Consider the following 25,663-nt stretch of genomic DNA (forward strand, 5'->3'; position numbering starts at 1 on the left):
CCCCTGCTCGGCCACGGTGCACCAGTGGTGGGCGGCCCGCTCCCGGCCGGTGCCTCGGATCACTGGGCGTCGAAAACCGTGCCGCTCCTTGGCAATCCGGTGGTGTGGCCGAAGTTGTGCGAACACATCGGGGTGACGGTTCGGGGTGGCGGGATGCGGCGGGTAACGTCGAGGGCTATGAGCTCTCATGACGAGTCACGGTTCACAGCGGACGTCTACGGGGCGCGATTGGAGCGGGCGGCCGAGTTGACCCGGGCCGCCCACCTGGACGCGCTGCTCATCACCCCCGGACCGGATCTGCAGTATCTGCTCGGTTCCCGGGCGCAGTCGTTCGAGCGGCTGACCTGCCTGGTGGTCCCGGCGTCGGGTGCGACACCGTCGGTGGTGATCCCGAAGATGGAACTCGCCTCGCTCGGCGCGTCCGCGGTCGCGGAGCTGGGTGTGCAGGTGGTGGATTGGGTCGACGGCGTCGATCCGTACGCGCTGGTGAAATCGATCCTCAATGCCGGTGCGCGCACCGCGGTCGACGACGCCATGCCCGCACTGCATCTGCTGCCCATTGCCGAGCGCTTCGGCACGCTGCCGGTATCGGCCACTCCGGTGCTGCGCGAACTGCGAATGTCCAAGGACGCCACTGAGATCGACGCGTTGCGGCGCGCGGGCGCGGCCATCGACCGGGTGCACGCGCGCATGGGCGAGTTCCTGCGCGCCGGTCGCACCGAGGCCGAGGTGGCGGCCGATATCACCGCCGCGATCATCGCCGAGGGCCATACCCGCGCCGCGTTCGTGATCGTGGGCAGTGGCCCGCACGGCGCGGATCCGCATCACGAGGTCTCCGATCGGGTGATCGAGGACGGTGATGTGGTGGTCATCGATATCGGCGGTCCGGTGGAGCCGGGTTACTTCTCCGACTCGACCCGCACGTATGTGCTGGGCGAGCCCTCCGAGGAGGTGGCCGAGCGGTTCGCGGTGCTCGAGCGGGCGCAGGCCGCGTCGGTGGCGTCGGTGCGGCCCGGGGTGAGCGCGCAGTCCGTCGACGCCGCCGCCCGCGATGTGCTGGTCGCGGCCGAACTGGGTGACTATTTCGTGCACCGCACCGGTCACGGCATCGGCCTGTCCGTGCACGAGGAGCCGTACATCGTCGCGGGCAATGATCTGGTCCTCGAGGAGGGCATGGCGTTCAGCATCGAGCCGGGCATCTACTTCGTCGGCGAATGGGGTGCGCGCATCGAGGACATCGTGGTGGTGACCGCGGACGGCTGCGAATCGATGAACAAGCGCCCGCACGGGCTCACCCAGCTGTAAGAGGCTGTACGTCAAGACATTTCGACGGGCTCCGAGGTGAATCCGGGAGCCCGCCGGGTGTCCGGAACCGGGTTCAGAGCTCGACGGGCGCGACCGGCTTGAAGCCGCTGCTGGACAGTACGCGCCGCACGGCGATCGCGATGACCACGCGGTTCGGATTCACCCGGGGCGTGCGGTAGCGGCTCGCGTACCGCTGCTCCGCCTCGGCGACCGACGCCGGATCGTCGAGCACCGTCGCGGGTCCCTCCAGGGTGAGCCAGCGAGCCCCGTCGACCTGGCTGACCGCCGCATGCCCGCCGCGCCGCGCATTGCGCACCTTCACCGAGCCGCCGTCGGCGATGACGCGCGCGATCCCGGCCTCGGGATCCCAGGTGAAGCCCACCGCGACCACGTGCGGGGTGCCGTCGGCGCGCAGCGTGGTGAGGGTGGCGAGGTGCCGTTCGGTGACGAATTCGAGGGCGGCGGGGGTGAGCTCGGAGCGCGTCGAGGTGGTGGGCATGGCGACGACGCTAGCAAGCGGATCCGGGCGCAGCGGTTCGGCCACTTGGCGCGCCGGGCCGGACCGGGCCAATGGCAGACTGTTCGCCATGGGATTGGGTTCGCGGGACGCCGATGCGGGCGTCGTATTGCTGCTGGGTGGACGGAGTGAGATCGGGCTCGAGGTGGCGCGGCGACTCGCGCCGGGGCGCGTGGTGGTGCTGGCGGCGCGCCGCGCCGATGATCTCGGTCCGCAGCGAGCCGAATTGAGCGCGGCGGGTGCGGCGCAGGTGCACTGCGTGGAATTCGACGCCGATGATTTCGCGAGTCATCAGCCGCTGTTGGAGAAGGTGATCGGTGAGCACGGTCCGCTCGGGGTGACGGTGCTGGCCTTCGGTGTACTGGGTGATCAGGCGCGCGCGGAACGCGAGGCGGCGCATGCGGTCGCGGTGGTGCAGACCGATTATGTGGCGCAGGTGAGTGTGCTCACCAATCTGGCGAATCTGTTGCGCGCGCAGGGAAGTGGGCAGATCGTGGCGTTCAGCTCGATCGCGGGCGTGCGGGTGCGGCGGTCCAATTACGTGTACGGCTCGGCCAAGGCGGGGCTGGACGGGTTCGTGAACGGATTGCAGGATGCTTTGCACGGCACCGGAATTCATCTGCTGCTGGTGCGTTCGGGCTTCGTCATCGGGCGGATGACCGCGGGAATGGATCCGGCTCCGCTGTCCAGCACGCCCGATCAGGTGGCCGATGCGGTGGTGTCGGCGCTGTATCGGCGCTCGCGCGTGGTGAATGTGCCGCGCCGCATCAAATTGCTGTTCATTGCCATGCACTATGTGCCGCAATCGATCTGGCGGCGGATGCCGCGATGACGGGAACGCCCGCGGTCGACTGGCCGGTGAGCGAGCCAATGGTGGTCGCCGGTCTCGGCGCGGACGGCTGGGACGGGCTGGGTGGCCCGGCCCGGCGCGCCATCGCCGCCGCGCAGGTGCTGCTGGGTTCCCCGCGTCAGCTGGCGTTGATTCCGGCGGCGGAGAGCGCCGCCGCGCGGGTGCCGTGGCCCTCGCCGCTGCTGCCCGCACTGCCGGGCCTGTTGAATCGGTATGCGGGGCAACGAGTGTGCGTCCTGGCCAGCGGTGATCCGATGTTCTTCGGTATCGGTGTGACGCTGACCCGCCTGCTGGGGGCGGCGGCGGTGCGTGTGCTGCCGCAACCCTCCTCGGCGTCGCTGGCGTGCGCCCGTCTCGGTTGGAGCCTGGCCGAGACCCCCGTGGTGAGCGCCGTGGGCCGTCCATTGGAGACGGTCCTGCCCGAATTATCCGACGGTAGGCGCATTCTCGTATTGAGCTCGGATGAGCGCACCCCGGGGCTGCTGGCGGAGCTGTTGTCGCGCAATGGTTTCGGTGCCTCCGCCCTGACCGTACTGGAGCAGCTGGGCGGTCCGGATGAACGCCTAGGCACCGGCACCGCCGCGAATTGGCGGCGGCCGCCGGGTGATCCGCTGAATATCGTCGCGGTCGACTGCGTCGCGTCCCCGGAATTCCCCCGCCTGACCCGGGTTCCCGGTTTGCCGGATGCGGTCTACACCGGCGACGGACAACTCACCAAATACGAAATTCGCACCCTGACGATCGCCGCGCTCGCGCCCGCGCCCGGTGAATTGCTGTGGGATGTCGGCGGCGGCTCGGGCACCATTGCCATCGAGTGGTGCCGTACCCATTCGGCGTGCCGTGCGATCGCCTTCGAAAAGGTCGAGCCGCGCCGCAAGCAGATCGCCGAAAACGCTGCCGCCCTGGGCGTTCCGAGTATCGATATTCAGGGTTCGGCACCCGAATCCTTTGCCGGGCTGCCGATCCCGGACGCGATCTTCCTCGGCGGCGGGCTGACCCGTGCCGGCCTCTTCGAGGCCTGCTGGGAGCACCTGCCCACCGGTGGCCGACTGGTCGCCAATGCCGTGACCGCGGAATCGGAAGCGGTGTTGACCACGCTGTACGCCCGATACGGCGGCAGTCTGCGCCGCTTCCAGATTCATCGTGCCGAACCCCTCGGCGGCTTCACCGCCTGGCGACCGCAATTGCCGGTCACCCAGTGGACGGTGACCAAGCCGGGGTCGGCCGGTTAGGTCGCTCCAATCTCCAAGATCATCGTTAGAGTGGTGCTGCCAGCAGGAATTGATCTGCCCGAGAGGGAGGCATGGTGAGCCGGGTAGCCGACAGTGTCCTTCGGCCCTTCGACACGATCGTGGCGTATGCCGATGCGCCGGTGTGGATCGTGACGGCTCGGTCCGAGGAGCGCCGGGCGGGTTGTCTGGTGGGTTTCGCCGCCCAGGTGAGCATCGAACCGCGCCGCTTCCTGGTCGGCCTCTCCACCGCGAACCACACCTTCACCATCGCCGAGGGCGCCCGGCACCTCGCGGTCCACCTGCTCGATGCCGACGGATTCGCACTGGCCCAGCTCTTCGGCGCCGAAACCGGTGTGGAACTGGACAAATTCGAACACTGCGACTGGCATACCGGCCCGCACGGACTACCCATCCTGGGCGGGGCCGCGGGCTGGTTCACCGGCGAGGTCGTCCAGCGCGTGGAGTTCGGCGATCACATCGGCTTCGTCCTGGCCCCGACCGCCGCCCACGCCCCCGCCGCACCGGTCCGCAGCCTCCGCTACGACAAAGTCGCCGACCTCGACCCCGGACAACCGGCGGACTGATCCCCTTCCGGCAGTGTGCCTCGGCCGGATCGGACGATCCGGGTGGTGCGCGCCTGACCGGTGATCACCGCGGATTCAGTTCGCATCCTTGTCGAAGGCGGTGAGCAGCATGTCCAGGGCGGTCGCGACCGTCATGGTGAGCACGTGGGCGGGATCGCCGTCGAACTGTTCGTGGCGGGCCCACTGCCGATCACCGGTATCGATCGCCAGCCACACCGAGCCCGCGGGTTCGCCGTCCTGCGGGTCGGGGCCTCCGACCCCGGTGACCGCGACGGCGAGGTCCGCTCCGAGCAGCTCGCGCACCCCGGCCGCCATCGCCCGGGCTGCGGTTTCCGACACCACCGGCACCTCGGGGACGCCGAGTACCCGATGTTTGACCTGCGTGCCGTAGGCCACCACGGCACCGCGCAACCAGTGCGCCGAATCGGGTGCGGCGCCCAGGGCCGACGACAGCTTTCCGCAGGTGAGCGATTCCGCGGCCGCGATCGTACGTCCTGAGGTCTGTGCGGCGGCGGCTACACGGTGGGCGGTCTCATCGATTCCGGACATCGGTCGAATTCTACCGGGGCGGCCGACCGGAGCCGGTTGGCAACGGCGGTAGTGGGTATGTCGGCTGCGAAGGGAGTGTGATCATCGATGGCCGATTCCCAGGCGTTCGCCTGCACGGCGGTACTGCCCCCACCGCGGGGCGAGGTTTCCGCCGCGCTGGTGGAGATCTTGCGCCGACTGCCCGCCGAGCATCCGAGTTTTCCCGATGTGGTCGATCCGGATCCGTACGGCGAGGATCTGCAGCTGGCTCTGCACCTGTGCTACGAACTGCATTACCACGGCTTCGAGGCGGTCGATCCCGCCTGGGAGTGGGATCCGGAACTGCTGCGCTTGCGCGCGGAGCTGGAGCGACCCTTTCTCGACGCGTTGCGCGGGGATGTCAAAGGTGGTGAGGATGTCCGAGAAGAGTTGTCGCGGTTGCTGATCGAGCCGATCGAGGCCGCCGACATCAGTCAGTACCTACTTCAGGAGGGTGACTGGGCGCAGCTGCGTGAGTATTTGGCGCAGCGGTCGATCTACCATCACAAAGAGGGCGATCCGCACGCATGGGCCATCCCGCGGCTGTTCGGGCAGGAGAAGGCTTCGCTGGTCGCGGTCGAATTCGACGAGTTCGGTGGTGGACGCGGGGAGCGGCTGCATGCGCAATTGTTCCGCGATCTGCTGACGGGCGCGGGCCTGGACAACGGGTATCTGCACTATCTCGACAGCACGCCCGCGCCGATGCTGGCGGTGGTGAACATGATGTCGCTGTTCGGATTGCACCGCCGGTGGCGCGGTGCGTTGGTCGGACAGTTGGCGAATGCGGAGATCACCTCCTCGCCGTCGGCACGGCGGATGGTGGAAGCACTGGAGAAGCTGAACGCGCCCATCGAATGCGTGCGCTTCTACGCCGAGCATGTGGAGGCGGACGCGGTACACGAACAGGTCATGCGCCACGACGTGGTGGAGAATCTGCTGCGGCATGAGCCCGCGCTCGCGGAGTCGGTGGCCTTCGGGATTCAGGCCACGAATCTGCTCGAAGACCGCTTCAGCGCGCACGTGCTGGGGAGTTGGCGGGCGGGGCAGAGCAGCCTGCGCGTCACGACGTAGGGCGGGCGCGCTTGCGATGGCTGGTATCGCAGAGCGGAAAGGTCTTGCTGCGCTTGCACATACAGAGAGCGACCAGGAATCGATCGGAGCAGACCGTGGTCCCGTCCTCGCGGACCAACTCCACGGGACCCTCGACCATGGCGGGGCCGCCGGGTACGAACGTGATCCTGCGTCTTTGCGCCCCCGGCGGGGGAGCGGGTTCGCACCTGTCCTGGCCGGAGCGATCTTCGGTCATGGCACACCTCCTGATCTTGGCTGTACCCCGTTCGACGGTGGTCAACCCGCCGGAACCGGCTGCGATGAGGAATGCGCGGGGTTGAATTCGACGTGGGGCGAGTTTTCGAGAAGGGCCGCGCATTGGCGATGGCGGCACCCGCGGCCACCACGTAGAGATTCATCAGCCTCTCGTCGAAAGGATCGAACGCCGAGACCGAATAGCTGTAGCACCGCGAATCCTGGACCAATCCAGCTTGCGCATACGGCAGGACGGGGACCCTCGAGCGAATGTGAGTGGCGGTCGGCGCGATTGACAGTACCGATGACGGCTGTTACTAATTAATTAGTGGGCTAGCTAATTCACCTGCCCATGCCGTCGCGCCGCTGCGGACGCATCGCGAGGAGATCATATGGCCGGCACGGACTTTCGCCCGAGTCCCTTCCTGGTCGGACATCATCGGCCCACTCGGATGGAGGTGGACGCCCCGGATCTGTTCGTGCTGGGGGAATTGCCGCCGGATCTGGCCGGGGTGTTCTATCGCAACGGAGCCGAGCCGCTGTATCCGCCGACCGCCGAGGACTACCACTGGTTCGACGGCGACGGGATGGTGTACGCGTTCTTCCTCGAGGGCGGGCGGGTGTCGATGCGCAACCGCTGGGTGCGCACGGACAAGTTCCGGCTCGAAACCGAGCACCGCAGAAGGCTGTTCGGGGTGCACGGTAATCCCGCGACCAGCGATCCGCTGGCGGCCGGCACCCGGTACAACACCGCCAATACGAACATCGTCATCCACGGTGGCAAGCTGCTGGCGCTGATGGAGGGCGCACCGCCGGTCGAGCTGGACCCCCGTACGCTGGACACGATCGGCGAGGAGCATTACGGCGGTGTCGTGACCACCACCTTCTCCGCTCATCCCAAGGTGGATCACCGCACCGGAGAGCTGATCAATATCGGCTCGCTCGCGCGCCGGGGTGGCACCCGACCCGAAATCCGCTACGACATCATCGATTTCGACGGGGTGCCGATCAAGACCGAGACCATCCCGATGCCGCATCAGAGCATGATGCACACCTTCTTCGTCACCGAGAACCATGTGGTCTTTCCGGTCACGCCACTGGATGTGAGCATCGCGCGCGCGATATCGGGCGGTCCGATGGTCGCCTGGGATCCGGATCGGCCGACGAAACTGGGTGTCATGCCGCGCCGGGGGACCGCGTCGCAGGTGCGCTGGTTCGAGGCCGAACCGCGCCAGATGATGCACGAGGCCAATGTCTGGGAGCAGGACGGCCGCCTGATCGCCGATGTCGCGGCGGCCGACGGCACCGCACTGTTCCCGGATCTCCACGGCCGCAGGCGATCTCACCGGGAGACCCGGCAGAGCCTACGGCGCTGGATCATCGATCCGGCCGCCGCCACCGATGTGGTGCGCGAGGAGATCGTCAACGACCGGGATATCCAGTTCCCGCGTCCGGACGATCGACTCATGACCCGTCGCACCGATCACGCCTTCGCCAATAGCAATCTGCATTCGGTGGACGGCCGCGCGGACGGTATGGACGCGGTACTGCGGGTGGACACCCGCACCGGCGCAGAGGATCTGTACCACTTCGGGGACGGCGCGGCGGCCGGTGAACTGATCTTCGCCCCGCGCGTCGGCGGCCTCGGCGAACTCGATGGTTACGCCCTGACGCTGATGCATCGCGCGCACGCGTGCGAAACCGAGCTGGTGGTGTTCGATGCGGGTGATCTGGCCGCCGGACCGTTGGCGCGGGTGCTGATCCCGTTCGCCATTCCGAGCGGATTCCATTGCAACTACTACAGCGTCGACAGTCCGCTCTATCGCCAGGCGATGGGGTAATCGCAGCGCGAGAGCACAGGAGTGCCACGGCATGAATACAGCGCAGGTCACCGCGGAGTTCGAAGTTCGCAATCCGGCCGATGGACGGGTGGTCGCGCGGGTGCGCGAGCAGTCCGCGGAACAGGTCGCCGAGGCGGTGCGCGCACTGCGCGCGCGGCAACCCGAGTGGGAGGCGCTCGGTGCCCGCGGACGGGCGCGATGGCTTATGCGGCTACAGGATTGGCTGGTCGACCAGAGCGACCGGCTCACCGATGTGGTGCAGTCCGAGACCGGCAAAACGCGCTTCGATGCCGCCATCGAAGTACCGTGCGCCATTGATCTGGCCAAGTACTGGGCGGGCCATGCCGAAGCGTTTCTCGCCGACGAGCGACCGCGCCCGCACAGCCCGATCGGCCGAACCAAGCGGCTGCTCAACACATTTCGGCCGTATCCGGTGGTCGGCATAGTCACGCCGTGGAATCTGCCGCTGATGAATCCGTGCTTCGACGCCTTCGCTGCGCTGATGGCGGGTGCGGCCGTGGTCCTGAAACCGTCGGAGGTCACCCCGCTCAGCGCGGTCGAGTTGGCGCGCGGGTGGGCGGAAATCGGTGCGCCGCCGGTGTTCACGGTGCTGACCGGGGCCGCCGAGACCGGCCGCGCGGTGGTCGACGCCGTTGACTACGTGCAGTTCACGGGTTCGACCGGGACCGGTCGTGCCATCGCCGTGGCGTGCGGGCACTCGCTGACCCCGTACAGTCTGGAATTGGGCGGCAAGGATCCGGCGATTGTGCTGGCCGATGCGGATGTGGACCGCGCGGCGGCAGGCATCGTTTACGGCGCGCTGTTCAACGCGGGACAGGCGTGCATCTCGGTGGAGCGGGTGTATGTCGAGGCGCCGGTGTACGACCGCTTCGTGACCGCGCTGATCGCGCGGGTGCGGGCGCTGCGCCTGGGCGGTGACGATCGAGGATTCCGGTACGACGTGGGCGCGATGGCGACCGCGGCGCAACGCGATATCGTCCGGGACCAGGTCGATGCGGCGGTGGCGGCCGGTGCGCGAATCCTGATCGGCGGCAAGGCCGTCGGGGCGGGCCTGTTCTTCGAACCCACGGTTCTGGTCGATGTGGACCATTCGATGTCCTGTATGACACAGGAGACCTTCGGGCCGACCATTCCGGTGGTGCGGGTCGCCGATGAGGACGAAGCGGTGCGGCTGGCCAATGACTCGGTCTATGGATTATCCGCGACCGTGTGGACGGGGGACCGGCGGCGCGGCGAGCGCATCGCGCGCCGGCTGGAGGTGGGTGCGGTCAATATCAATGACGCGTTCGCGAATCTGGTGAATTTCGCCCTGCCGATGGGCGGTTGGAAGGATTCCGGTATCGGCGCCCGCTGGGGCGGGGCCGCGGGAATCCGGAAATACTGTCGCCAGCAGGCGATTACGGTACCGCGCCGGGCATTGCGGCGCGAGCCGCTGTGGTACCCGGCGTCGCGGTGGCGTTCGATGCTGGTGACCGGGCTCATGCGTGCGGTGGACGCGGGCGGGGTACGGAAACTCCCCCACGCCCTGCGCGCCGGGAGATCCTGAGTTCACCTCGGACGGTGGGCGATTCGGCGAGTGAATCGCCCACCGCGTGCTCACCCGCGCGGTGTGAAATTGCCGTGGAAGGTCAGCGGCAGATGATGGCGCAGGGTTCCCACGTAGACGGGATCGGCCTCCATATCGGCCGCGTCGAGAATTCGTAAGTGCGCCAGTGCGTTCGGTCGGTCCTGGGTGGCGACCAGCAGCCAGCCGTCGTCCTCCGCGGTCGCGCCCGGGCGCGGGGTGAAGATGGCCTCGTGCGCGAAATGGTACGCGGGCAGCCGATGCAGCCGTTGTGCGCCGGAGATATTGTCCACTTTGGCGATCGCGTTCGGATAGTGGTGTCCGTCCGCGCCGACCGCCAGATACGTATATCGATTCCGCCGGCTGGTGTAACCGAGGTTGAAGGTGGGGAAGTCGCCCCGCAGATCCGAGAGGTGTTCATGGATCACCCTGTCGGTTTTGGTGATTCGCAATCGCAGCAGTGTTCCGCCGTAGGGCATTCCCTCCTCTGCGAGTCCGTCCTGGGCACCGGAGAGCTGACCGTTGAGCTGTTCCCAGGAGGCGTCGTAGTTGACCAGTTCGACGACGGTATCGGACCCCTGCTCGTAGGTGTTCGCCAGATGCAGGTGCATGAGGGGATCGGTGTGCAGGACGCGGGGCCGGCCGCCGTAGCGGGGCAGTAGCGAGATCATGGTGCCGCGGGCGGCCTCGTAGTCGATGGCCTCGATATAGTTGCGCATGCCCAGGCCCGCGGCCAGCATCTTGCCGATCGGGAATACCAGCGGCGCGGTCACGAACACCATATGCTTCGGGGTGAGCCCGAAATCGTGATTGAACATCGGGCGCGGTAACGGCACCCGGCCCACTTTGCGCAGCACCCCGGCGCGGTCCACCCGATAGCAGACCAGTCCGGGGTTCGGGACCATGGCCAGACCGAAGTTGTACATATCCCCGGTCATGCTGTCCCACTTGGGATGTGCGGAGAACGCCCCGAGCCATTTGAGCGCCCCGTCGAAACGGTGCACGCCGAGAGTGCCCAGGGTGTCGGGGTCGATCTCGGTGGGCGGTCCCCCTTCCCACAGGGCCAGCAGCTTTCCGGCATGCATGACCACGCCGGTATTGGCGACATTGGCCGGGAATTGCATGGCGTTGGTGAGGATTCCGCCGGGTCGTAGCGTGCCCAGGGCGCGATAGGGTGCGCCCCGGGTCGAGGTCAGTGATTTGTGATAGTGCTTGGTGCGGACGAATCGATTGCGGAAGTGGACTTTTCCGTCGGTGATGGCGAATTTCGAGATCATGCCGTCGCCGTCGAAGAGGTGACCGAGTTGCTGGCCACCGGCATCGAGCTTCCCGGGACCGTTGCGGTACAGCGTGCCCCGTAATTCCTCGGGCGGCGCGCCCTCGAATTCGGTGATGTCGTAATCGTATTCGTCGTACAGCGGTAGATAGTCGCGGTAGTCGTCCGCGATGACAGGGCTGTTCACAGCCCCTCCTCGGTGGTGTCGGTGTGATCCGCCGGACGCACCCGCAGGGTGCAGGACAGCCCCGGCAGCTGGGGTTCGAATTCGAGGGGGATGGGGGAATCGGCGTCGAAGACGCGTTCGCAGGCGGCCTTGCAGCCCATGAGGCACGAATTCCGCTGGGCGGTACCGGTTCCGGTGGCCGTATGCATGGCGCATTCGGGAATCTCGTAGACCAGGGTGCCGTCGTCCTCGATTCCGGTGCGGTGGATGGGGCCGACCAGGAAGGTGGCGACCGAGACCCCGGCGTCCATGACCCGCGGGTGCCATCGCGCGGGCACCAGACCCATCGTGCCGAAGGCGGGGAGCAGCAATCGCAACCACCGCCGCAGCCGGGTCGCCACCGCGCCGGAGACCAGTTCGGCCACTTCTGCTTCGGGGAGATGGCGGGTCAATTCGCCCGCGGTCCACTCCAATTCACTGACGAACTGGCCGTACCGGCGTTGCCAGGATCGTCGCGGGGATTCCAGGGTCATACCGCGCGGGCGGTGGACTGTCAGCGCCGCCCAGCCCGCGTCGACCTCGCCGCGATCGTCACTGACCATGCGCAGTACCGGCAACAGTACCTCCTCGGGTATGTCGCCGACCTTGCCGAGCATGGAGCGCATGATCAAATCGTCCCGCAGGGCGCCGAGCGCACCGGACCGCGGGCGTGAGTTCTGTTGCAGGGCAGTCATTGTCACCTCTCCTACCCGTGACCGTTGTCACGGGATGTCGACCTTCGCGGCCAGCCAGCGGCCGTCGATCTTCTGCATGGTCATGACGATGCGGCTGTGATCGATCCGGGGATCGGGCATCTCGGTATTGGAGACGGTCTGGTCCACGAACAGCAGCACCACGACCTCGTTCACCGAGGCGGATTCGACCGCGCCGCGCAGCACCACCCCGTGGCCGGTGGCCTTGTGATCGATGAGCAGTTGCCGCAGCCCGGCGCTGGATTTGGTGTAGGTGTCGCGGAACTCACCGGTGGATCCGTCCAGGACCGCCTGGAAACCGGCGTCCAGGTTGGTGGTGTCCACCGAGGTGAGGGTGACCGCGTAAGCGGTGGCGGCCCGCAATGCCGTCCGGCTCGCGGTGTCGACAGCGCGGGTGTGCTGGTACTTCCAGCCCAGCAGGCCGGTGCAGACCGCCAGCACGATGATCAAAACCGCACTCAGATAGGGCAGGGTCCGGCGCGCCCGGGACAGCGCGCGCCGGGTGCGGGTGCCGGACTCGGTGGTCTCGACGGACTCGGAGTCGACGGGCGCGGTGGTGTCGACGGGCGCGGTGGTGTCGACGGGCGCGGTGACGCCGGGTTCGGCGCTCTCGGTGGGGTTTCCGGTCTCGGTCTCGGTCTCGACCTCGTCGCGCTCCTGGACTTGGTGCTCTGACATCGGCCCCTCCTGGTGGGTCTAGTTGCCGTGCCGCCGCGGTTCGGAATCCGGTGGCATGACCGGGCCGCCGGACGGCAATGGGATGGTGTGCGGTCCAAGGGGTGTCGGGTCGGTGCGCTGGCCGGGATCCCAGCCGGGCGGGGGGTGGGCGGTGTCGTCACCGGGCGGTCGTGGCGCATTGCGCGCACCCCGCACCAGCAGGCCGGGGTCGTCGCTGGTGCAGTAGGTGTTGACGTACGGCTCGGGATAGCTGGGATCGAACGGGACGTCGCGGGGATGCGGGTAATCGCAGAAGTGCCGGAAGTACAGGCTCGCCACCGCCCATACGCCGCCGTCGTGCATGATCGACTGCACCGCCTCCAAGAGCGATCCGCGATCGTCGCGGAACAGTTGGGCCAGTGCCGGAACCCGAATGTAGGACAGCTGCGCGACGGTGGTCAGGTTGCCGAGCAACTGCACCATGGTCGGGGAGTTGTCGGCGATGATCTTGTCCATAGTCGCGAGCACCTGCGGGGTGGTGCCGATCAGGGTGCGCAGGCCCGCGTCCTTCGCGCCCACGCCCGCGAGAGTGTCCGCGAATGCGCCCGTGGCGGTACGCAATCCGGCGGCCTTGTCGGTCACGAGCTGGAAGACCGGTCGGCTGGCGCGCAGCAGCGCCGTGGTCTGCGGCAGTACGCCGTCCAGGGTGTCGAACATCAGCCGCATGCCGGTGAGCAGATCGCGCAACTTCTCCGGTCCCCGCGGGCCTACGCCCAGCTCGTCGACAATGGCGCGGAGCTGATCCGGATTCGCCTGTGCCAGTACGCCATCGGCATTGCCCAGGACCTTCCACAACGGGATCGGCGTGGTGGTCCGGCGCTGGTCGATGACACTGCCGTCGGTGAGCGGTTCGCCGTCACCGCCGGTGGGCTGGAAGTCGAGGTACTGCTCACCCGCGGGTGACAGCGCGGAGACCCGGACGAGGGTGTCGCGCGGAATACGGGCGGTGGCATCGATCCGGACGGTGGCCTCCGCGCCGTGCTCACGCAATCGCACCGACTGCACCCGCCCGATGGAGACCCCGCGCAGGGTCACATCCTGCCCGGCCAGCAGGCCGCCGGATTCGGCGAGCTCCACCCGGATCAGCATCTGCGTGGCGAACGGGTCCGTCCGCAGTGCGCCGAAAATCAGATACGCCGCACCGACGGCCACCACCGTGAGCTGGGCCAGGGTGGAGAGGAGGAGTTTATGCGAGACACCCAGGCGCGCGGCGCGAACCAGCACGCGGGCGGGCGGTTCGAGGACGTTCATCTGCGCGGCCCCCGCACCCGATCGCCCAGCTGGGTGAGCACGAAGGCCAGCGACCCCACCAGGTTCGCCCAATCCGCCTGGCTGGGCGGCACGAACGCCGGATCGGCGTAGTGGCCCGGATCGTCGACCGGCCCCAGCACCACCTGCCGTAGCTCCACATCCGCGTGGGCGGCGTTGGAACTGAAGAACTTCAGGGTCGGCGGCAGAATGCGTTGCAGGTTCGCCATGGTGACCCGCGGGTCGGTGGCGGACTCGTTGAACGCGGCGGAGAGCTCGTTGAGATCATGGATCAGGCCACGGGTGTCGGTGCCCTGGATGGACGGGAACCTACCCAGCTGGGCGGTGAGGGCGGCGACCTGGTCGGCCAGGCCCGCGATCTGCGCGGTATTGTCCGAGATCACCGTCAGTGCCGGTGCGGCGGTGGTCAGAATATCGGTCATCGCATCCCGGCGCGCATTCAAATCATCTGCCAGTGAAGCGGTTTCGGTGAGCACCCGCTGCAATTCCGCGGAGCGGCCGGAGAGTGTGCCCAGCAGTTCGCGCGATTGCCGGATCAGCCCGGTGAGCCGGTTCCCGTCATCGCCCATGGCCGTGCCCATGCCATTGAGGACTCGGGTGAGGTTCTGGAAGACGCCCCCGTTGACCAGTAGCGCGGTGGCGGCGAGTACCTCCTCCACCGTCGCCCCGGGCAGCGTATCCGCCAGTGCGATGGTGTCGCCGTCGTGCAGGCGAGTGCCGGACTCGGCCGCACCCGCCGGTTTTCGCAGCGCGACGAAGACATCGCCGAGCGGTGTGGCCGAACGCAATTCGGCGGTGGTACCCACAGGCAGGGTGACGCTGTCTATGATCCGCAGCGATACCACCGCGGTGTAATCGCGCGCGGTCATGGACTCGACCTCGCCGATATCGGCGCCGCCCAGGCGCACCTTGGCCCGGTGGGGGAGATTCAGCGCGTTCGAGAAGATCGCGTTCACGTGGTAGCCGGGCCCGCTCACGCCCGGCGCGGGCAGCGGCAGATCCTCCAGGGTGGCCGAGCAGCCGGCCAGTGGGAGCGCCACCGCGCAGCACAGCACCGCGATTCGGTGTCGGCGGCTCATTTGTTCATCCTGGTCATGGCCTCGAGCACCGAGGTGATACCGAAATCCGGGCCCATATCGCCGAGATTGCCGGTGTTGCAGCCGAGTTGGCGCAGGCCGAGAATATTGCAGAGCTGTTTGGTCATCGAGCTGTCGAAGAACACATTGTCGAAATGCGCTCCGACGCGCAGGTTTCCGTTCTTCTGGTCGATGGCGTCGTAGACGTTGTCCACCGCGAGCGGAGCCAGATCGAACACCTCGGCCAATTGTCTGCGATAGTCCACCAGCGCCCGGGTGAACGAGGTGCTGGCGGCGACGGTGGCGGCGAGGTTGCCGCCCTGGTCGGCCAGCAGCGTGTTCAACCGTTCGAGGACGGAATCGAGCTGTCTGCCGGTGTCACCGCGGCCGAGCCGTTCGGATTCCAGTAGCTGTGCCAGCTGTCCGACATCGGCGCCGAAGCCGTCGATGGCCTGCTGGTTCTGGTTCGCCGCCCCCACCAGGGCGGAGAGATTGGTGACGATGGTCGTGATGTCCTGCCGGGTCGCCTCGCCATTGTCCGAGCCGGTGCGCATGGCGTCCGAGAGCGCCGCCAGCGCCGATTTCAATTGCGGCCCACTGGATTGCGCGACCTGTGCGGTCGCGGTGAGGATATCGGCCATCGGGCCGTCCCCGGTGCCGTTACCGCGCAGTGCGCCGCCCAGTTTGTCGACCATCGCGATGACGCGATCGAATTCGATGGGTGTGCGGGTGCGGTCGAGTCCGAGTACCGCACCGGAGTCGAGCGTCGGTCCGCCGGTGTACGCGGGGGTGAGTTCGACATGCCGATCGGTGAGGATGGAGGTGCCCACGGTGACGGCCTGGACGCCGGCCGGGATCCGCACCGTGGCGTCGACGGTGAGCACGACCTCCACATAGCCGCCCCGCGCGGTGATCTCCTCGACCTTGCCGACCGGCATCCCCAGTACCGCAACGGTATTGCCCCGGTACAGGCCGATCGCATTGTCGAACTGCGCGGTAATGCGCAACGTCCTGCCGGGGCCGGAGAGCAGCAGATGCGCGCCGAGGGTCGTGGCCGCGATCAGTACGGCCAGTACGACGGTGACGCGCACGGCGGTGCGGGGGCGTGGTTTCCTCACTGGCAATCCTTGAACGACTGGAGGTTCTCGGGGACGCCGTGGATATCGGCCTGCTTGGCGATGGCGCACATCCAGGAGTCGATCATCAGGCCACCGGGCAGCAGGAAATCCAGGAACGGGCCCGATCCGGTGGCATTGGCGATATTGCGCAGCGCCACCGGCATCACCTGGAACATATTGCGCAGCAGCGCATCGTGATCACCGAGCATGGTGGTGAGGGCGCGGATATCGGTGAGCATGTCGTCGATATCGCCGTGGTGCACGGTCAGCACGCCGTCGGCGGTTCGCACCAGATCGGTGGCGGCGTCGAGCAGCCGCACCACCGCGTCCCGGCGCGTGACTATCTCGTGTATCAGTCTGCCGCCCTGGTTGACCAGCACGCCGATATCGGTCTGCTGATTCCCGAGCACGGTGGCGAGTTGGGCGGTATTGCGCAGCAGTGAGCCGATCTCGCCCCGGCGATCGGAGATGATCGCGGACAGGTGCTGGACATTGGCGAGCGCGTCCGGCAGCACCGCGGGCGTATCGCGGAGCTGAGCGGCCAGGGCCTGCATGGAGCGTGCGAACTGGTCGGCGTCGACCTGCTCGAAGGTGCCGGTGGAGTCCTGCAGCACCTTTTGCAGATCGTAGGGAACGGTGGTGTGCGCCAGCGTGATTCGCCGGTGTGGCGGGGTTCCGGCACCTGCCGGTCGCAATACCAGTTCGCGCGCGCCGAGTACGGTGGTGAGCTTGATCGCGGCCGTGGAATCGGACCCGACCGGCACGTCCCGGTGGATCTTCATGGTGACCACCACGCGGTCCCCGGCCAGCTCGGTACCGTCCACCGTCCCCACCGGCACGCCCGCCACGGTCACCTGATCGCCCGTGCGGATACCCGCTGCCTGGCCGAATTCCGCCGTATAGGTGAGCTCGCCCAGGTGCAATTGCGTGATCGCCGTCGTACTGGCGACCACCACCGAGATCACCGCGATGGAGAACGCGCCGATCCACGCCCTGTTGCCCGCGCGGAGGGTGCGTCCGATACGAAACAGTCTGTCGCGCATGTTATTTCACCTGCACATCGGTGAGTACTCGCGGTGGCCACCGGGGGTCGCCGCATCGACGATCGCCGGGATGACCGGGCTGAGGAAGTCCGCGATGGTGATATTGAAGTCGCAGGCTTGCGCGCTCATCGCCGTGCTGTCGCCGGTGACCCGGGCCAATCCCTTGAATACCGCCGGGATATTGGCGCCGAGCGCGGCCATCCCGTCGGGGTTGGACACGATGGCCGACAGGAAGCCGGGCCGGCGTCCGAGCAGCGCGGCCAGATCCGGCGAGACACCGGTCATGATCGCCGAGAGCCGCGCCACCACCGTGGAGATCGACCCGATCGAGGAAATCATTTGATCGCGGCGGTCATTGAGGCCGGTGACGAGCGCGCGTACCTGGGTCAGGGTCGTCTCGAGCATCGATCCCTGTGCGGCCAGCGTGCGGGTGACGGCGTCGAGGCCGGTGATCACCCGGCCGAGAATCTCATCCGGTCCCGCGAGAGTCTGTGCCAGCCGCGAGGTTTCGGTGATCAGTGTCGCGATCGCGGTGGTGTCACCCTGGAGCGCTTTGATGAGCGCATTGGACATATTGCCGCGATTATCGGGATCGAGTGTGGTGAACAGCGGTTCGAATCCATTGAGCAGTGCGGTGACGTCGAAGGAGGGCTCGGTGTGTTCCACGGGAATGACGGCTCCGGCGGGTAGTCGTCCGGGCTGGCCGTAGTCGGCCCGGGACAGTCCGAGATACCGCTGCCCGACCAGATTCTGGTACACCACCGCGGCTTTGGTATCGCCGTAGACCGGCTGATCACGCCGCACCCGGAAACGCACCCGGGCGTGCACCCCATCCAGGTCGACCGCATCGACCCGGCCCACCCGCACCCCGGCCACTCGCACATCGGAACCCGCTTTGAGACCGGAGGCATCGGTGAAGACGGCTGCATAGCTGTCCGTCGGACCGGACACATCGCGGCGCAGGGTCACCAGGATCATCCAGGTGAGCGATAGACAGACGACCAGGAATACGGCGAGCCAGAGCACCTGCCGGCGATAGGCGGTGATCATCGGCCACCGTCCAGTGGCGCGAAATCCGGTGGTGGAGCCGGGATCGCAAGCGGACCGAGAAGTATCCGGTCCGCCGAATCGGCGGCGGGCGGCAGTACCGGGAGTGCGACGGTTCCGGGCGGCGGGACATAGTTGCGCATGTCCGGAATGCCGGTGGTCTCCGGTATCGGAGTCGTCTCCGGCGCGGAATCGCAACTGGGGCCGCGCAATCGGCCGTACACCGGACAGTCGGCGCGCACGTACAGCCGCAGCGGGGTCAAGGAGACCACCAGCCGGAAGGTGAAGGCGAGTTTGCTGCCGCTGCGTGTCCACAGCTCATCGAAGAACTTGTCGACGGTGTCGTTGAGCCGCACCATGACCGCCGGATATTTGGCGTGATTGTCGGCGAGTACGCCGACGACGGGAGTGAGATCGGTGGTGATCTCCACCAATTGATCGATGTGATTGTCGACGGCGCTGTTCATCGTGCCGAGCGTGGTGTGCGCTCCGGCCAGCAGTTGCATCAGCTGGGCCTGCTGTTCGGCGACGGTGCGCATCGGCGCGACCGCGTCGTGCAGGGCGTCGACGAGTTCGGGGGCGCTGCCGCGCAGGGTGGCGATGGCGGTCTCCCAGGTGTGCAGCGTGCCCGGGCCGGTATCACCGGCGCTGAGCGAATTCATTTCCGCCGTAACCCGATTGAGCCCGTCGACCGCGGCGGTGAGCGTGGGGCCCTGGCCCACGGTGGCGTCGGCGAGCGTGCGGATGAGACCGAGGGTCTGGGCCGCGCCGGGCCGCGCCACCGCCGCCAGCAACTCGTGCACCTTGGCCAGCGTCCCCTGGAACAACTGGGTGGGTAGCGTCCGATCCTCGGCGATGCGCGAACCGTCCCGCAGTGCCGGGGCGTCGCCATTGTCGACCAGCTGCACCGAGGAGACCGCGAACGCGTTGGCAGGCACGATACGCGCGGTCACCGTATTCGGAATGTCTTGTGCGTACTGCGGTTTCAGGTCGATGTGCACGATATTCGGCGTGCCGTCCCGGGCCGGGGTGACCAGTCGCACCATGCCGACCAGCACGCCGCGGAACTTCACATCGGATTTGCGGGGCAGCCCGTCGCCCACCGAGGTCAGTTCCGCGGTGACTCGAACGCGTTCGTCCAGACTGCCATTGGATTTGGCGATCAGCAGCCACGCGCACAGTGCGCACGCCAGGGTGAAGACGGTTCCGGTCAGCAGCAGCGCCGCGGTGGACGGGCCGCGGCCGTCGAGTTCGAAGGTATTGGCCATGGCTCAGCCACCCAGCCTTCCGCCGGCGTCGATTCCCCAGAACGCCATGGTCAAGAGCATGTTGAGAATCGTCATGAGGGTGATGCCGGCGCGCATGGCGCGTCCGGCGGCAATGCCGACCCCGCGCGGGCCGCCGGTGGCGTAGAACCCGTAGTAGCACTGCACGGTGGCCATGATCGCCACGAAGACGGCCACCTTGATCACCGCCAGGAGCATGTCGCGCCCGCTGAGCATGAGAGTGAAATAGTGCAGGTAGCTGCCGGACGGCTGGCCGCTGGAGAATCCGACGACCGCTTGGCAGACAAGGAAATTCAAGGCCAGACAGGCGACGAACAGCGGTACCACCGCCAGGGCGGACGCCAGGACGCGCGTGCTCACCAGGTAGGGTATCGGCCGGATGGCGACCGATTCCAGGGCGTCGATCTCCTCGGCGATGCGCATGGCGCCCAGTTGCGCGGTGAACCGGCACCCGGCCTGGATGCCGAAGGCCAGTGCCGCCATCAGGGGCGCGAGCTCGCGTACGGCGGCGAGTGCGGTGATGAGTCCGGTGGCGGGCCCGAGACCGAGCAGGCTCAGCGCGTTGTAGCCCTCCAGTCCGACCACGGCCCCGCCCGCCGCACCGACGATGAGCACCACCCCCGCGGTGCCCCCGCCCACGACGACCGAACCATTGCCCCAGGTGACATCGGAGAACAGGTGCAGGAATTCGCGCCGGTACCGGGTGAGCGCGAGCGGCACGCCGGCCATGGCCCGGAAGAAGAAGGCCACCATATGTCCCACCCGCGAGAGCTGATAGGACACCGGGCGCACGATCAGGGTGATCGGGCGCAGCGCCGCGGGGGAGTAGGTGGCCGCCATATCAGAAGCTCGCCTTGGGGAACAGGATCAGATACATCTGGGTGAACAGCACATTGACCACCATGAGCAGCAGAATCGACTGCACCACAGCGGCATTCACCGAATTCGCCACACCGGCCGCGCCGTGCCGGGTGTCCAGGCCCTTGTAGCAGGCCACGATCGCGACGATCATCCCGAACACCACCGCCTTGATCAGGGTCAGGACGAGATCGCTGACGGTGGCGAAGGAGGAGAAGGTGGCGGTGTAACTGCCCGGGGCGCCGCCCTGGAGCACGACCGTGAACGCGTATCCGGCGAGAAAGCCGATGAAGCAGGTGAATCCGGTCAGTGCCACCGCCACCACGACCGAGGCCGCCAGCCGGGGCACCACCAGGCGTCGAATCACCGAAACGCCCATCACCTCCATGGCGTCGGTCTCCTCGCGAATGGTGCGCGAGCCCAGATCGGCGCTGATGGCCGAGCCGACGGCCGCCGCCATGAGGATCGCGGCCACCAGTGGTGCGCCCTGCCGGATGGTGGCCAGCCCGTTGGCGGCGCCCGCCATCGATGTGGCACCCAATTGCCCTGCGAGCAAACCGAATTGAATGGACAGCGTGACGCTGATGGGTACCGTGACGAAGAGCGTCGGCACCACCGCGGTGCGGGCCATGAAGGTGGCCTGTTCGACGAATTCCCGAAAGGGGAAGCGCCACCGCACGATATCGGCCCCCAGGTAGCGCAAGGCGCGCAGGCCGAGCACCACCTGTCCGCCGACGGTGCTCAGCGCGGCCAGCGGATGCCGTTCGGCGTAGCCGCGCGACCAACGCACGACCTCGGCCGCCGCGGTACTCGGCATGGGGGAGGGGGTGTAGTCGGTCGTCACCGCCGCTCCCCTTCGGTGCACACCACGGACAGCCGTTGGAATCCGCGCAGCATGAAGCTGGGCTCGTAGGCGAAATCGTTGTCCCGATCCAGCTGCAGGGTGCCGAAGCGGGCCGCGAGCTCCTCGAGTGCGATGCGGCTCTCCAGCCGGGCCAGCGGCGCACCCAGGCAGGCATGAATGCCCGCGCCGAAGGCCAAGTGGGCCTTGGCGTTCGGCCGATCGGGATCGAATTCGTCCGGATCGGTGAATATCTCCTGGTCGCGATTGGCGGAGCCGAAGACCAGGACCACCAATTGTCCGGCGGGGATGGTGTAGTCCCCGAGTGTGGCCTCGGCCTTGGTGATGCGGAACATCGACTGCACCGGGCTCAGGAACCGCAGCCCCTCCTCGATGATGTCGGCCGCGCGTTCGGCGGGGCGCTCGCGCAGTTCGGCCCAGAGCCGGGGTTCGCGCGCCAGTTCGTGCAGGACGCCGCCGAGAAGTTTGGTGGAGGTCTCGTTACCGGCGATGAGCAGCTGCACGATGATATTGAGAATCGCTCCGGTACTGAGCGGTTCGTCCTGGTTGTCCATGCTGTGCGCAGTGACCAGGCCGCTGAGCAGATCGTCCCGGGGATCGGCGCGACGGTCGTCCAACCGGGCGGCGAAGTACCGCTGGAACTCCACCATATTGCGCGCCTGTTCGAGCAGGCCCGCGTCGTCGAGTTGCCCGCCCACCGTCGCGGTGAATTGATCGGACCACCGCTTGAAATCGTGGATGCGATCGCCGGGCACATTGAGCACCGTGGCGATCACTCGCAGCGGGAGCGGTGCGGCGAACCGTTCAATCGTCTCGACCGGCGCGCCGTCCGGTAGCGCTGCTACTAATTCCCTTGCGATGGAACGGATCTCGGGTTCGAGCCGGGCGATGAACCGGGGCGTGAACGCCTTGGCGAGCATGCGCCGGTAGTAGTGATGTTCGGGCGGGTCGGCGGTGAGCAGCGTCGGCACCGGCGGCCAGCCCTGTGCCGTGATGGCCTCGACCTCGGCTTTGATGCGGTCCGGTATCGGCATCTGGGGCAGGCCGAAGGCGGAAGAGAAGGTGTCGTGATCGGCGAGCGCCTTGGCGACCAGGTCCCGTGAGGTGACGAACCACATCCCCCGCGCGGCGACGAAGTGCACGGGTGCGTGCGTGCGCAGTGCCCGGTGCCAGGGGTGCGGGCATTGCAGTGTCTGGGGATCCAGCGGGTCGAAGGCATCGATGGAGTGGGCCGGGGTCGCGGTCAAGGCGGCCTCCAAAGGGTTTGTCGGCCACGAGATTTCGTGGCGTTCGAGCCGATCGGCTCGTGCTTGACTAATTAGTCGACCAATATAATAGTGATATGGATCATAAGCAAGTGGGTGTAAACGCCCGGGGGATCGGAGGATTCGCGTGAAAGCTCTGGTGACAGGTGCCGGCAGGGGCATTGGCCGGGCGATCGCGCACCGGCTCGCGGCGGACGGTGCGGAGGTCATCGCCGTGGACCTCGACGGGGAGGCGGCCGAGGCGACCGCGAAATCCGTCGGCGGGCGGGCGGTGCGCTGTGACATCTCCGTGGAGGCCGCCGTGGCCGACTTGGCCGAAAATGTCGGTGCCCTGGATATTCTGGTGAACAACGCCGGTATCTGGCATTCGCACACCCTCGCCGAGTCCAGTCTGGCCGAGATGGAGCAGGTGCTGCGCACCAATGTGCTGGGCAGCTGGCTGGTCACCCGTGCGCTGGTGCCGAAGTTCGGCGGAGCGGGTGGCGCCATCGTCAATCTGTCCTCGGTGGTCGCGGTCACCGGAGCCCAGGGCCGTGGCGCGTACTCCGCCTCCAAGGCCGGAATCATTGCCCTGACAAGGCAGATGGCCTCGGAGTACGCGCCACTGGGGATTCGCGTCAATGCCGTCGGGCCGGGTCTGGTGGTCACCGAGGGCACCTCGGGCGAGTTCGGTCATCCGGGCGTGCGGGAGGCGATCGGCGCTGCCCTGCCGCTGGGCCGACTCGGCCGACCCGACGATATCGCCTCGGTGGTGAGCTTCTTCGCCTCACCCGCGGCCGGCTATGTCACGGGTCAGACGCTCTTCGTCGACGGCGGGTGGACCATCAACGGTTCGGCCTTCATCGCCGATGCCGTCCAGGGCTTCCTGGTCCGCGCTACGACGTCGTAATCGATTGCGAAGCAAAATAATTCACAGACATCGGAGAATTCTCATGACCGATATCGACACCCCGCGCGACCGCGCGCCCGGTCAGGCGCGCTCGGGTGGACCCTCCGTGCAGAGCCTGCTCGCCACCGATACCCGGACCGTGCCCGCACCCCTGCTCGAGGAGTCCTACGAATTCCTCGGCTCGCAGGACATCGGCAAGGACCGCTATCTGAGCCCGGAATTCCACCGGCGCGAGGTGGACAAGCTGTGGAAGCGGGTGTGGCAGATGGCATGCCGGGAGGAGGACATACCCGAACCCGGGGACTACCTCGTCTACGACATCGCCGATCTGTCGCTGATCGTGCTGCGCACCGAGACGGGGGAGATCCGCGCCTATCACAATGCCTGCCTGCACCGCGGCACGCGGCTCTGCGACGACACCGGGCATGCCGCCCAATTGCGCTGTCCCTTCCACGGTTTCACCTGGAATCTGCAGGGCGCGCTCACCGATGTGCCCAGCCGCTGGGACTTCCCGCACGTGCGGGACGAGAAGTTCGCGCTGCCCGAGGCGGCGACCGGGGTATGGGCGGGATACGTGTTCGTCAATCCGGATCCGGCCGCCCGGCCGCTGCTGGAATTCCTCGGCGACCTCGACAAGCACCTGTCGCCGTATCGGCTGAGAGAGCGGTTCAAAGCCGTCCACGTGGCCAAGGTGATCGAGTGCAATTGGAAGGTCGCGCTCGAGGCGTTCATCGAGTCCTATCACGTCATCGCCACCCACCCGCAGCTGCTGGACTATCTGGGCGATGCGAATACCCAGTACGACATCTATCCCGGAACAGAGGGCGGCCCCGGCTTCAATCGCATGATCACCCCGCAGGCCACCAGCAGCCCGCTGCTCGGTGAACAGCTCGAGCCCCAGGATGTGCTCGAGGCCATGTTCCGTGACTTCTACCCCGAGGGTGTCGGCAATTTCGAAGTACCCGAAGGCGGTTCGGCGCGGACCGTGGTCGCCGGCGCGTTGCGGGATCGGCTCGGCCAGCTCACCGGTGCGGATCTGAGCGGAACCAGCGACTCCGAGATCGTGGACGCCATCGAATACTTCATGTTCCCCAACTTCGCCCCGTGGGCGGGGGTGGGCGCACCGCTGACCTATCGCTTCCGGCCGTACGGGAACGATCCCGATCGGTGCGTTTTCGACATCATGATGCTGTACCCGCTGCCGCCCGGCGTTCCCAAACCCAAGGGCGTGCCGATTCACTGGCTGGGGCCGGAGCAGGATTACACCGCCGCACCGGAATTGGGTGCGCTGGTGGCGGTCTACAACCAGGACCTGGCCAACCTCCCCAAGGTGCAGCGCGGTCTCAAGGCCATGACCAAGCCCGGGGTGACGCTGGCCAACTATCAGGAGATCCGGATCCGGCAATTCCACCGCGATCTCGACGCACAACTCGATTCCTGACCCGGGCGCGGGCATGGCGTGGAGTGCCGGTGCGATCGCATACGGCCGATCGCGCGATAATTCCGACATGACGGAGCGTAAGCCAGGTAAGTCCGGTCCCGGTCGCCCGGCCGGGAGTGACAGCGTCGATACCCGCCAGCGGGTGCTCGAGGCGGCCATCAGCTGTTTCGCGCAGTACGGCTACGGTCCCGCCACCAATAGCGTGATCGCCGAGATCGCCGGGGTCACAGCGGGTTCGGTCTTCTACCACTTCGGCACCAAGAGCCGTTTGTTCGAAGCCGTCTGCGCCGAGGTGTACGGCCGGATCGTGGAGCGTTCCTCGGCGGCCATCGCGGGTGCGCTCTCGGTGCGCGAGTTGTTGCGGGCGCTGTTGAGCGTGTCGATGCGGCTCAACCACGAACATCCCGAACTGGCCGGATTCGTCGTCACCGCCCCGATCGACGCGCGCCGGCACAAGGAGTTGTCCGAGGCGTTCGCCGCGGTCAACACCACCATGATCACGGGACTGGCCGAGGCGGTCGTGCGTGGTCAGGAGGCGGAACAGATTCCCGCCGAACTGGATCCGGTGCAGGTGGCTCGGCTGATCCTGGCCGTGGTCGACGGATTCGCGCACGCGGCGGCGGCCAGTGATCCGATCGCCATGGACACCCTGGACGAACTTTTCGAAAAGCTACTGCTGGACGACGCCGCGGAGCGCACCCGGCGCTCTTCCGCACGGCGTACCGGATAGCCTGCGGCACCGCCACTTTCACGCCCACGCACGCGTTGACGAGGATGGTGACGCATGTTACAAATTAATTGATGGACTAACT

General features: G+C 67.1%; 25 protein-coding genes. 10 read left to right on the forward strand and 15 right to left on the reverse strand.

Features of this window, described 5'->3' with window-relative positions; translation table 11 throughout:
* Positions 1–177: 177 nt before the first annotated feature.
* Positions 178–1,305, forward strand: coding sequence for a M24 family metallopeptidase (locus NA10_RS02800; RefSeq protein WP_067562928.1), 1,128 nt, complete (start codon positions 178–180; stop codon positions 1,303–1,305).
* 73 nt (positions 1,306–1,378) lie between these two features.
* Here NA10_RS02800 and NA10_RS02805 read toward each other — a convergent pair whose 3' ends face one another.
* The gene (locus tag NA10_RS02805; RefSeq protein WP_067562931.1) at positions 1,379–1,804 is read right to left on the reverse strand and encodes a PPOX class F420-dependent oxidoreductase; all 426 of its coding nucleotides are present in this window, start codon (positions 1,802–1,804) and stop codon (positions 1,379–1,381) included.
* 88 nt (positions 1,805–1,892) lie between these two features.
* Here NA10_RS02805 and dprE2 point away from each other — a divergent pair, with 88 nt between their 5' ends.
* The 3 genes from dprE2 to NA10_RS02820 all read left to right on the forward strand — a co-directional run bounded on the left by dprE2 (position 1,893) and on the right by NA10_RS02820 (position 4,488).
* Positions 1,893–2,654, forward strand: a complete 762-nt coding sequence (gene dprE2 / locus NA10_RS02810; protein ID WP_067563176.1) for a decaprenylphospho-beta-D-erythro-pentofuranosid-2-ulose 2-reductase — start codon at positions 1,893–1,895, stop codon at positions 2,652–2,654.
* A complete protein-coding gene (gene cbiE, locus NA10_RS02815) occupies positions 2,651–3,904 on the forward strand; it encodes a precorrin-6y C5,15-methyltransferase (decarboxylating) subunit CbiE (RefSeq protein ID WP_245676987.1) in 1,254 nt (417 codons plus the stop codon). The genes dprE2 and cbiE overlap by 4 nt, the downstream gene beginning before the upstream one ends.
* Positions 3,905–3,978: 74 nt before the next feature.
* The gene (locus NA10_RS02820) at positions 3,979–4,488 is read left to right on the forward strand and encodes a flavin reductase family protein (protein WP_245676988.1); all 510 of its coding nucleotides are present in this window, start codon (positions 3,979–3,981) and stop codon (positions 4,486–4,488) included.
* A 75-nt stretch (positions 4,489–4,563) separates the two neighbouring features.
* Here NA10_RS02820 and NA10_RS02825 read toward each other — a convergent pair whose 3' ends face one another.
* Positions 4,564–5,037, reverse strand: coding sequence for a CinA family protein (locus tag NA10_RS02825; protein WP_067562936.1), 474 nt, complete (start codon positions 5,035–5,037; stop codon positions 4,564–4,566).
* Between the two features lie 87 nt (positions 5,038–5,124).
* On the opposite strand from NA10_RS02825, the gene NA10_RS02830 reads away from it, so the two are divergent.
* Complete coding sequence (locus tag NA10_RS02830; RefSeq protein WP_067562938.1) at positions 5,125–6,126, forward strand: iron-containing redox enzyme family protein; 1,002 nt, start codon at positions 5,125–5,127, stop codon at positions 6,124–6,126.
* On the opposite strand, the gene NA10_RS39415 is transcribed toward NA10_RS02830, so the two are convergent.
* Positions 6,116–6,265, reverse strand: coding sequence for a CDGSH iron-sulfur domain-containing protein (locus NA10_RS39415; RefSeq protein ID WP_245676997.1), 150 nt, complete (start codon positions 6,263–6,265; stop codon positions 6,116–6,118). The two genes, NA10_RS02830 and NA10_RS39415, sit on opposite strands and share 11 nt — an antisense overlap.
* 487 nt (positions 6,266–6,752) lie before the next feature.
* Here NA10_RS39415 and NA10_RS02840 point away from each other — a divergent pair, with 487 nt between their 5' ends.
* Together NA10_RS02840 and NA10_RS02845 are read left to right on the forward strand one after the other, a co-directional pair.
* On the forward strand, positions 6,753–8,201 hold the full coding sequence (locus NA10_RS02840; RefSeq protein ID WP_084514247.1) for a carotenoid oxygenase family protein: 1,449 nt from the start codon (positions 6,753–6,755) through the stop codon (positions 8,199–8,201).
* A 31-nt stretch (positions 8,202–8,232) separates the two neighbouring features.
* Positions 8,233–9,768 carry an aldehyde dehydrogenase family protein gene (locus tag NA10_RS02845; RefSeq protein ID WP_067562943.1) on the forward strand — a complete coding sequence of 512 codons (1,536 nt, stop codon included), beginning with the start codon at positions 8,233–8,235 and terminating at the stop codon, positions 9,766–9,768.
* Between the two features lie 50 nt (positions 9,769–9,818).
* Here the strand turns inward: NA10_RS02845 and NA10_RS02850 are convergent, their stop codons facing one another.
* Genes NA10_RS02850 through NA10_RS02905 form a run of 12 tightly spaced genes read right to left on the reverse strand, consistent with a single transcriptional unit; the run spans position 9,819 to position 22,503 of the window.
* Positions 9,819–11,249, reverse strand: coding sequence for a carotenoid oxygenase family protein (locus tag NA10_RS02850; RefSeq protein ID WP_245676989.1), 1,431 nt, complete (start codon positions 11,247–11,249; stop codon positions 9,819–9,821).
* Positions 11,246–11,962, reverse strand: a complete 717-nt coding sequence (locus NA10_RS38435; protein ID WP_067562944.1) for a hypothetical protein — start codon at positions 11,960–11,962, stop codon at positions 11,246–11,248. Before NA10_RS38435 ends, NA10_RS02850 begins: the two co-directional genes overlap by 4 nt.
* Before the next feature lie 27 nt (positions 11,963–11,989).
* The gene (locus tag NA10_RS02860) at positions 11,990–12,658 is read right to left on the reverse strand and encodes an Rv1363c family protein (protein ID WP_157555980.1); all 669 of its coding nucleotides are present in this window, start codon (positions 12,656–12,658) and stop codon (positions 11,990–11,992) included.
* 18 nt (positions 12,659–12,676) lie between these two features.
* The gene (locus NA10_RS02865) at positions 12,677–13,948 is read right to left on the reverse strand and encodes an MlaD family protein (protein ID WP_067562946.1); all 1,272 of its coding nucleotides are present in this window, start codon (positions 13,946–13,948) and stop codon (positions 12,677–12,679) included.
* Positions 13,945–15,045 (reverse strand): MlaD family protein, encoded by a 1,101-nt coding sequence (locus NA10_RS02870; RefSeq protein WP_067562947.1) that lies wholly within the window; start codon positions 15,043–15,045, stop codon positions 13,945–13,947. The genes NA10_RS02865 and NA10_RS02870 overlap by 4 nt, the downstream gene beginning before the upstream one ends.
* Positions 15,042–16,160 carry an MCE family protein gene (locus NA10_RS02875; protein ID WP_084514249.1) on the reverse strand — a complete coding sequence of 373 codons (1,119 nt, stop codon included), beginning with the start codon at positions 16,158–16,160 and terminating at the stop codon, positions 15,042–15,044. Before NA10_RS02875 ends, NA10_RS02870 begins: the two co-directional genes overlap by 4 nt.
* The gene (locus NA10_RS02880) at positions 16,157–17,203 is read right to left on the reverse strand and encodes an MCE family protein (protein WP_067562951.1); all 1,047 of its coding nucleotides are present in this window, start codon (positions 17,201–17,203) and stop codon (positions 16,157–16,159) included. The genes NA10_RS02875 and NA10_RS02880 overlap by 4 nt, the downstream gene beginning before the upstream one ends.
* A 6-nt stretch (positions 17,204–17,209) precedes the next feature.
* On the reverse strand, positions 17,210–18,253 hold the full coding sequence (locus NA10_RS02885) for an MCE family protein (RefSeq protein ID WP_067562953.1): 1,044 nt from the start codon (positions 18,251–18,253) through the stop codon (positions 17,210–17,212).
* Positions 18,250–19,518: an MlaD family protein gene (locus tag NA10_RS02890; RefSeq protein ID WP_067562954.1), complete on the reverse strand. Its 1,269-nt coding sequence runs from the start codon at positions 19,516–19,518 to the stop codon at positions 18,250–18,252. Before NA10_RS02890 ends, NA10_RS02885 begins: the two co-directional genes overlap by 4 nt.
* A 3-nt stretch (positions 19,519–19,521) precedes the next feature.
* Positions 19,522–20,376, reverse strand: coding sequence for an ABC transporter permease (locus tag NA10_RS02895; RefSeq protein WP_067562956.1), 855 nt, complete (start codon positions 20,374–20,376; stop codon positions 19,522–19,524).
* 1 nt (position 20,377) lies between these two features.
* Positions 20,378–21,211 carry an MlaE family ABC transporter permease gene (locus NA10_RS02900; protein ID WP_067563184.1) on the reverse strand — a complete coding sequence of 278 codons (834 nt, stop codon included), beginning with the start codon at positions 21,209–21,211 and terminating at the stop codon, positions 20,378–20,380.
* 23 nt (positions 21,212–21,234) lie between these two features.
* Positions 21,235–22,503 (reverse strand): cytochrome P450, encoded by a 1,269-nt coding sequence (locus NA10_RS02905; protein ID WP_169812517.1) that lies wholly within the window; start codon positions 22,501–22,503, stop codon positions 21,235–21,237.
* A 145-nt stretch (positions 22,504–22,648) separates the two neighbouring features.
* On the opposite strand from NA10_RS02905, the gene NA10_RS02910 reads away from it, so the two are divergent.
* From NA10_RS02910 to NA10_RS02920, 3 genes are all read left to right on the forward strand, one after another.
* Entirely contained in the window at positions 22,649–23,410 is a 762-nt protein-coding gene (locus tag NA10_RS02910; RefSeq protein ID WP_245676990.1) for an SDR family NAD(P)-dependent oxidoreductase, read from the forward strand.
* Between the two features lie 43 nt (positions 23,411–23,453).
* The gene (locus NA10_RS02915) at positions 23,454–24,851 is read left to right on the forward strand and encodes an aromatic ring-hydroxylating oxygenase subunit alpha (protein WP_067562962.1); all 1,398 of its coding nucleotides are present in this window, start codon (positions 23,454–23,456) and stop codon (positions 24,849–24,851) included.
* Between the two features lie 67 nt (positions 24,852–24,918).
* A complete protein-coding gene (locus NA10_RS02920; RefSeq protein ID WP_067563187.1) occupies positions 24,919–25,581 on the forward strand; it encodes a TetR/AcrR family transcriptional regulator in 663 nt (220 codons plus the stop codon).
* Positions 25,582–25,663: the final 82 nt, after the last annotated feature.

Source organism: Nocardia acidivorans NBRC 108247, from assembly GCF_001625085.1.
Lineage (GTDB): Bacteria > Actinomycetota > Actinomycetes > Mycobacteriales > Mycobacteriaceae > Nocardia > Nocardia acidivorans.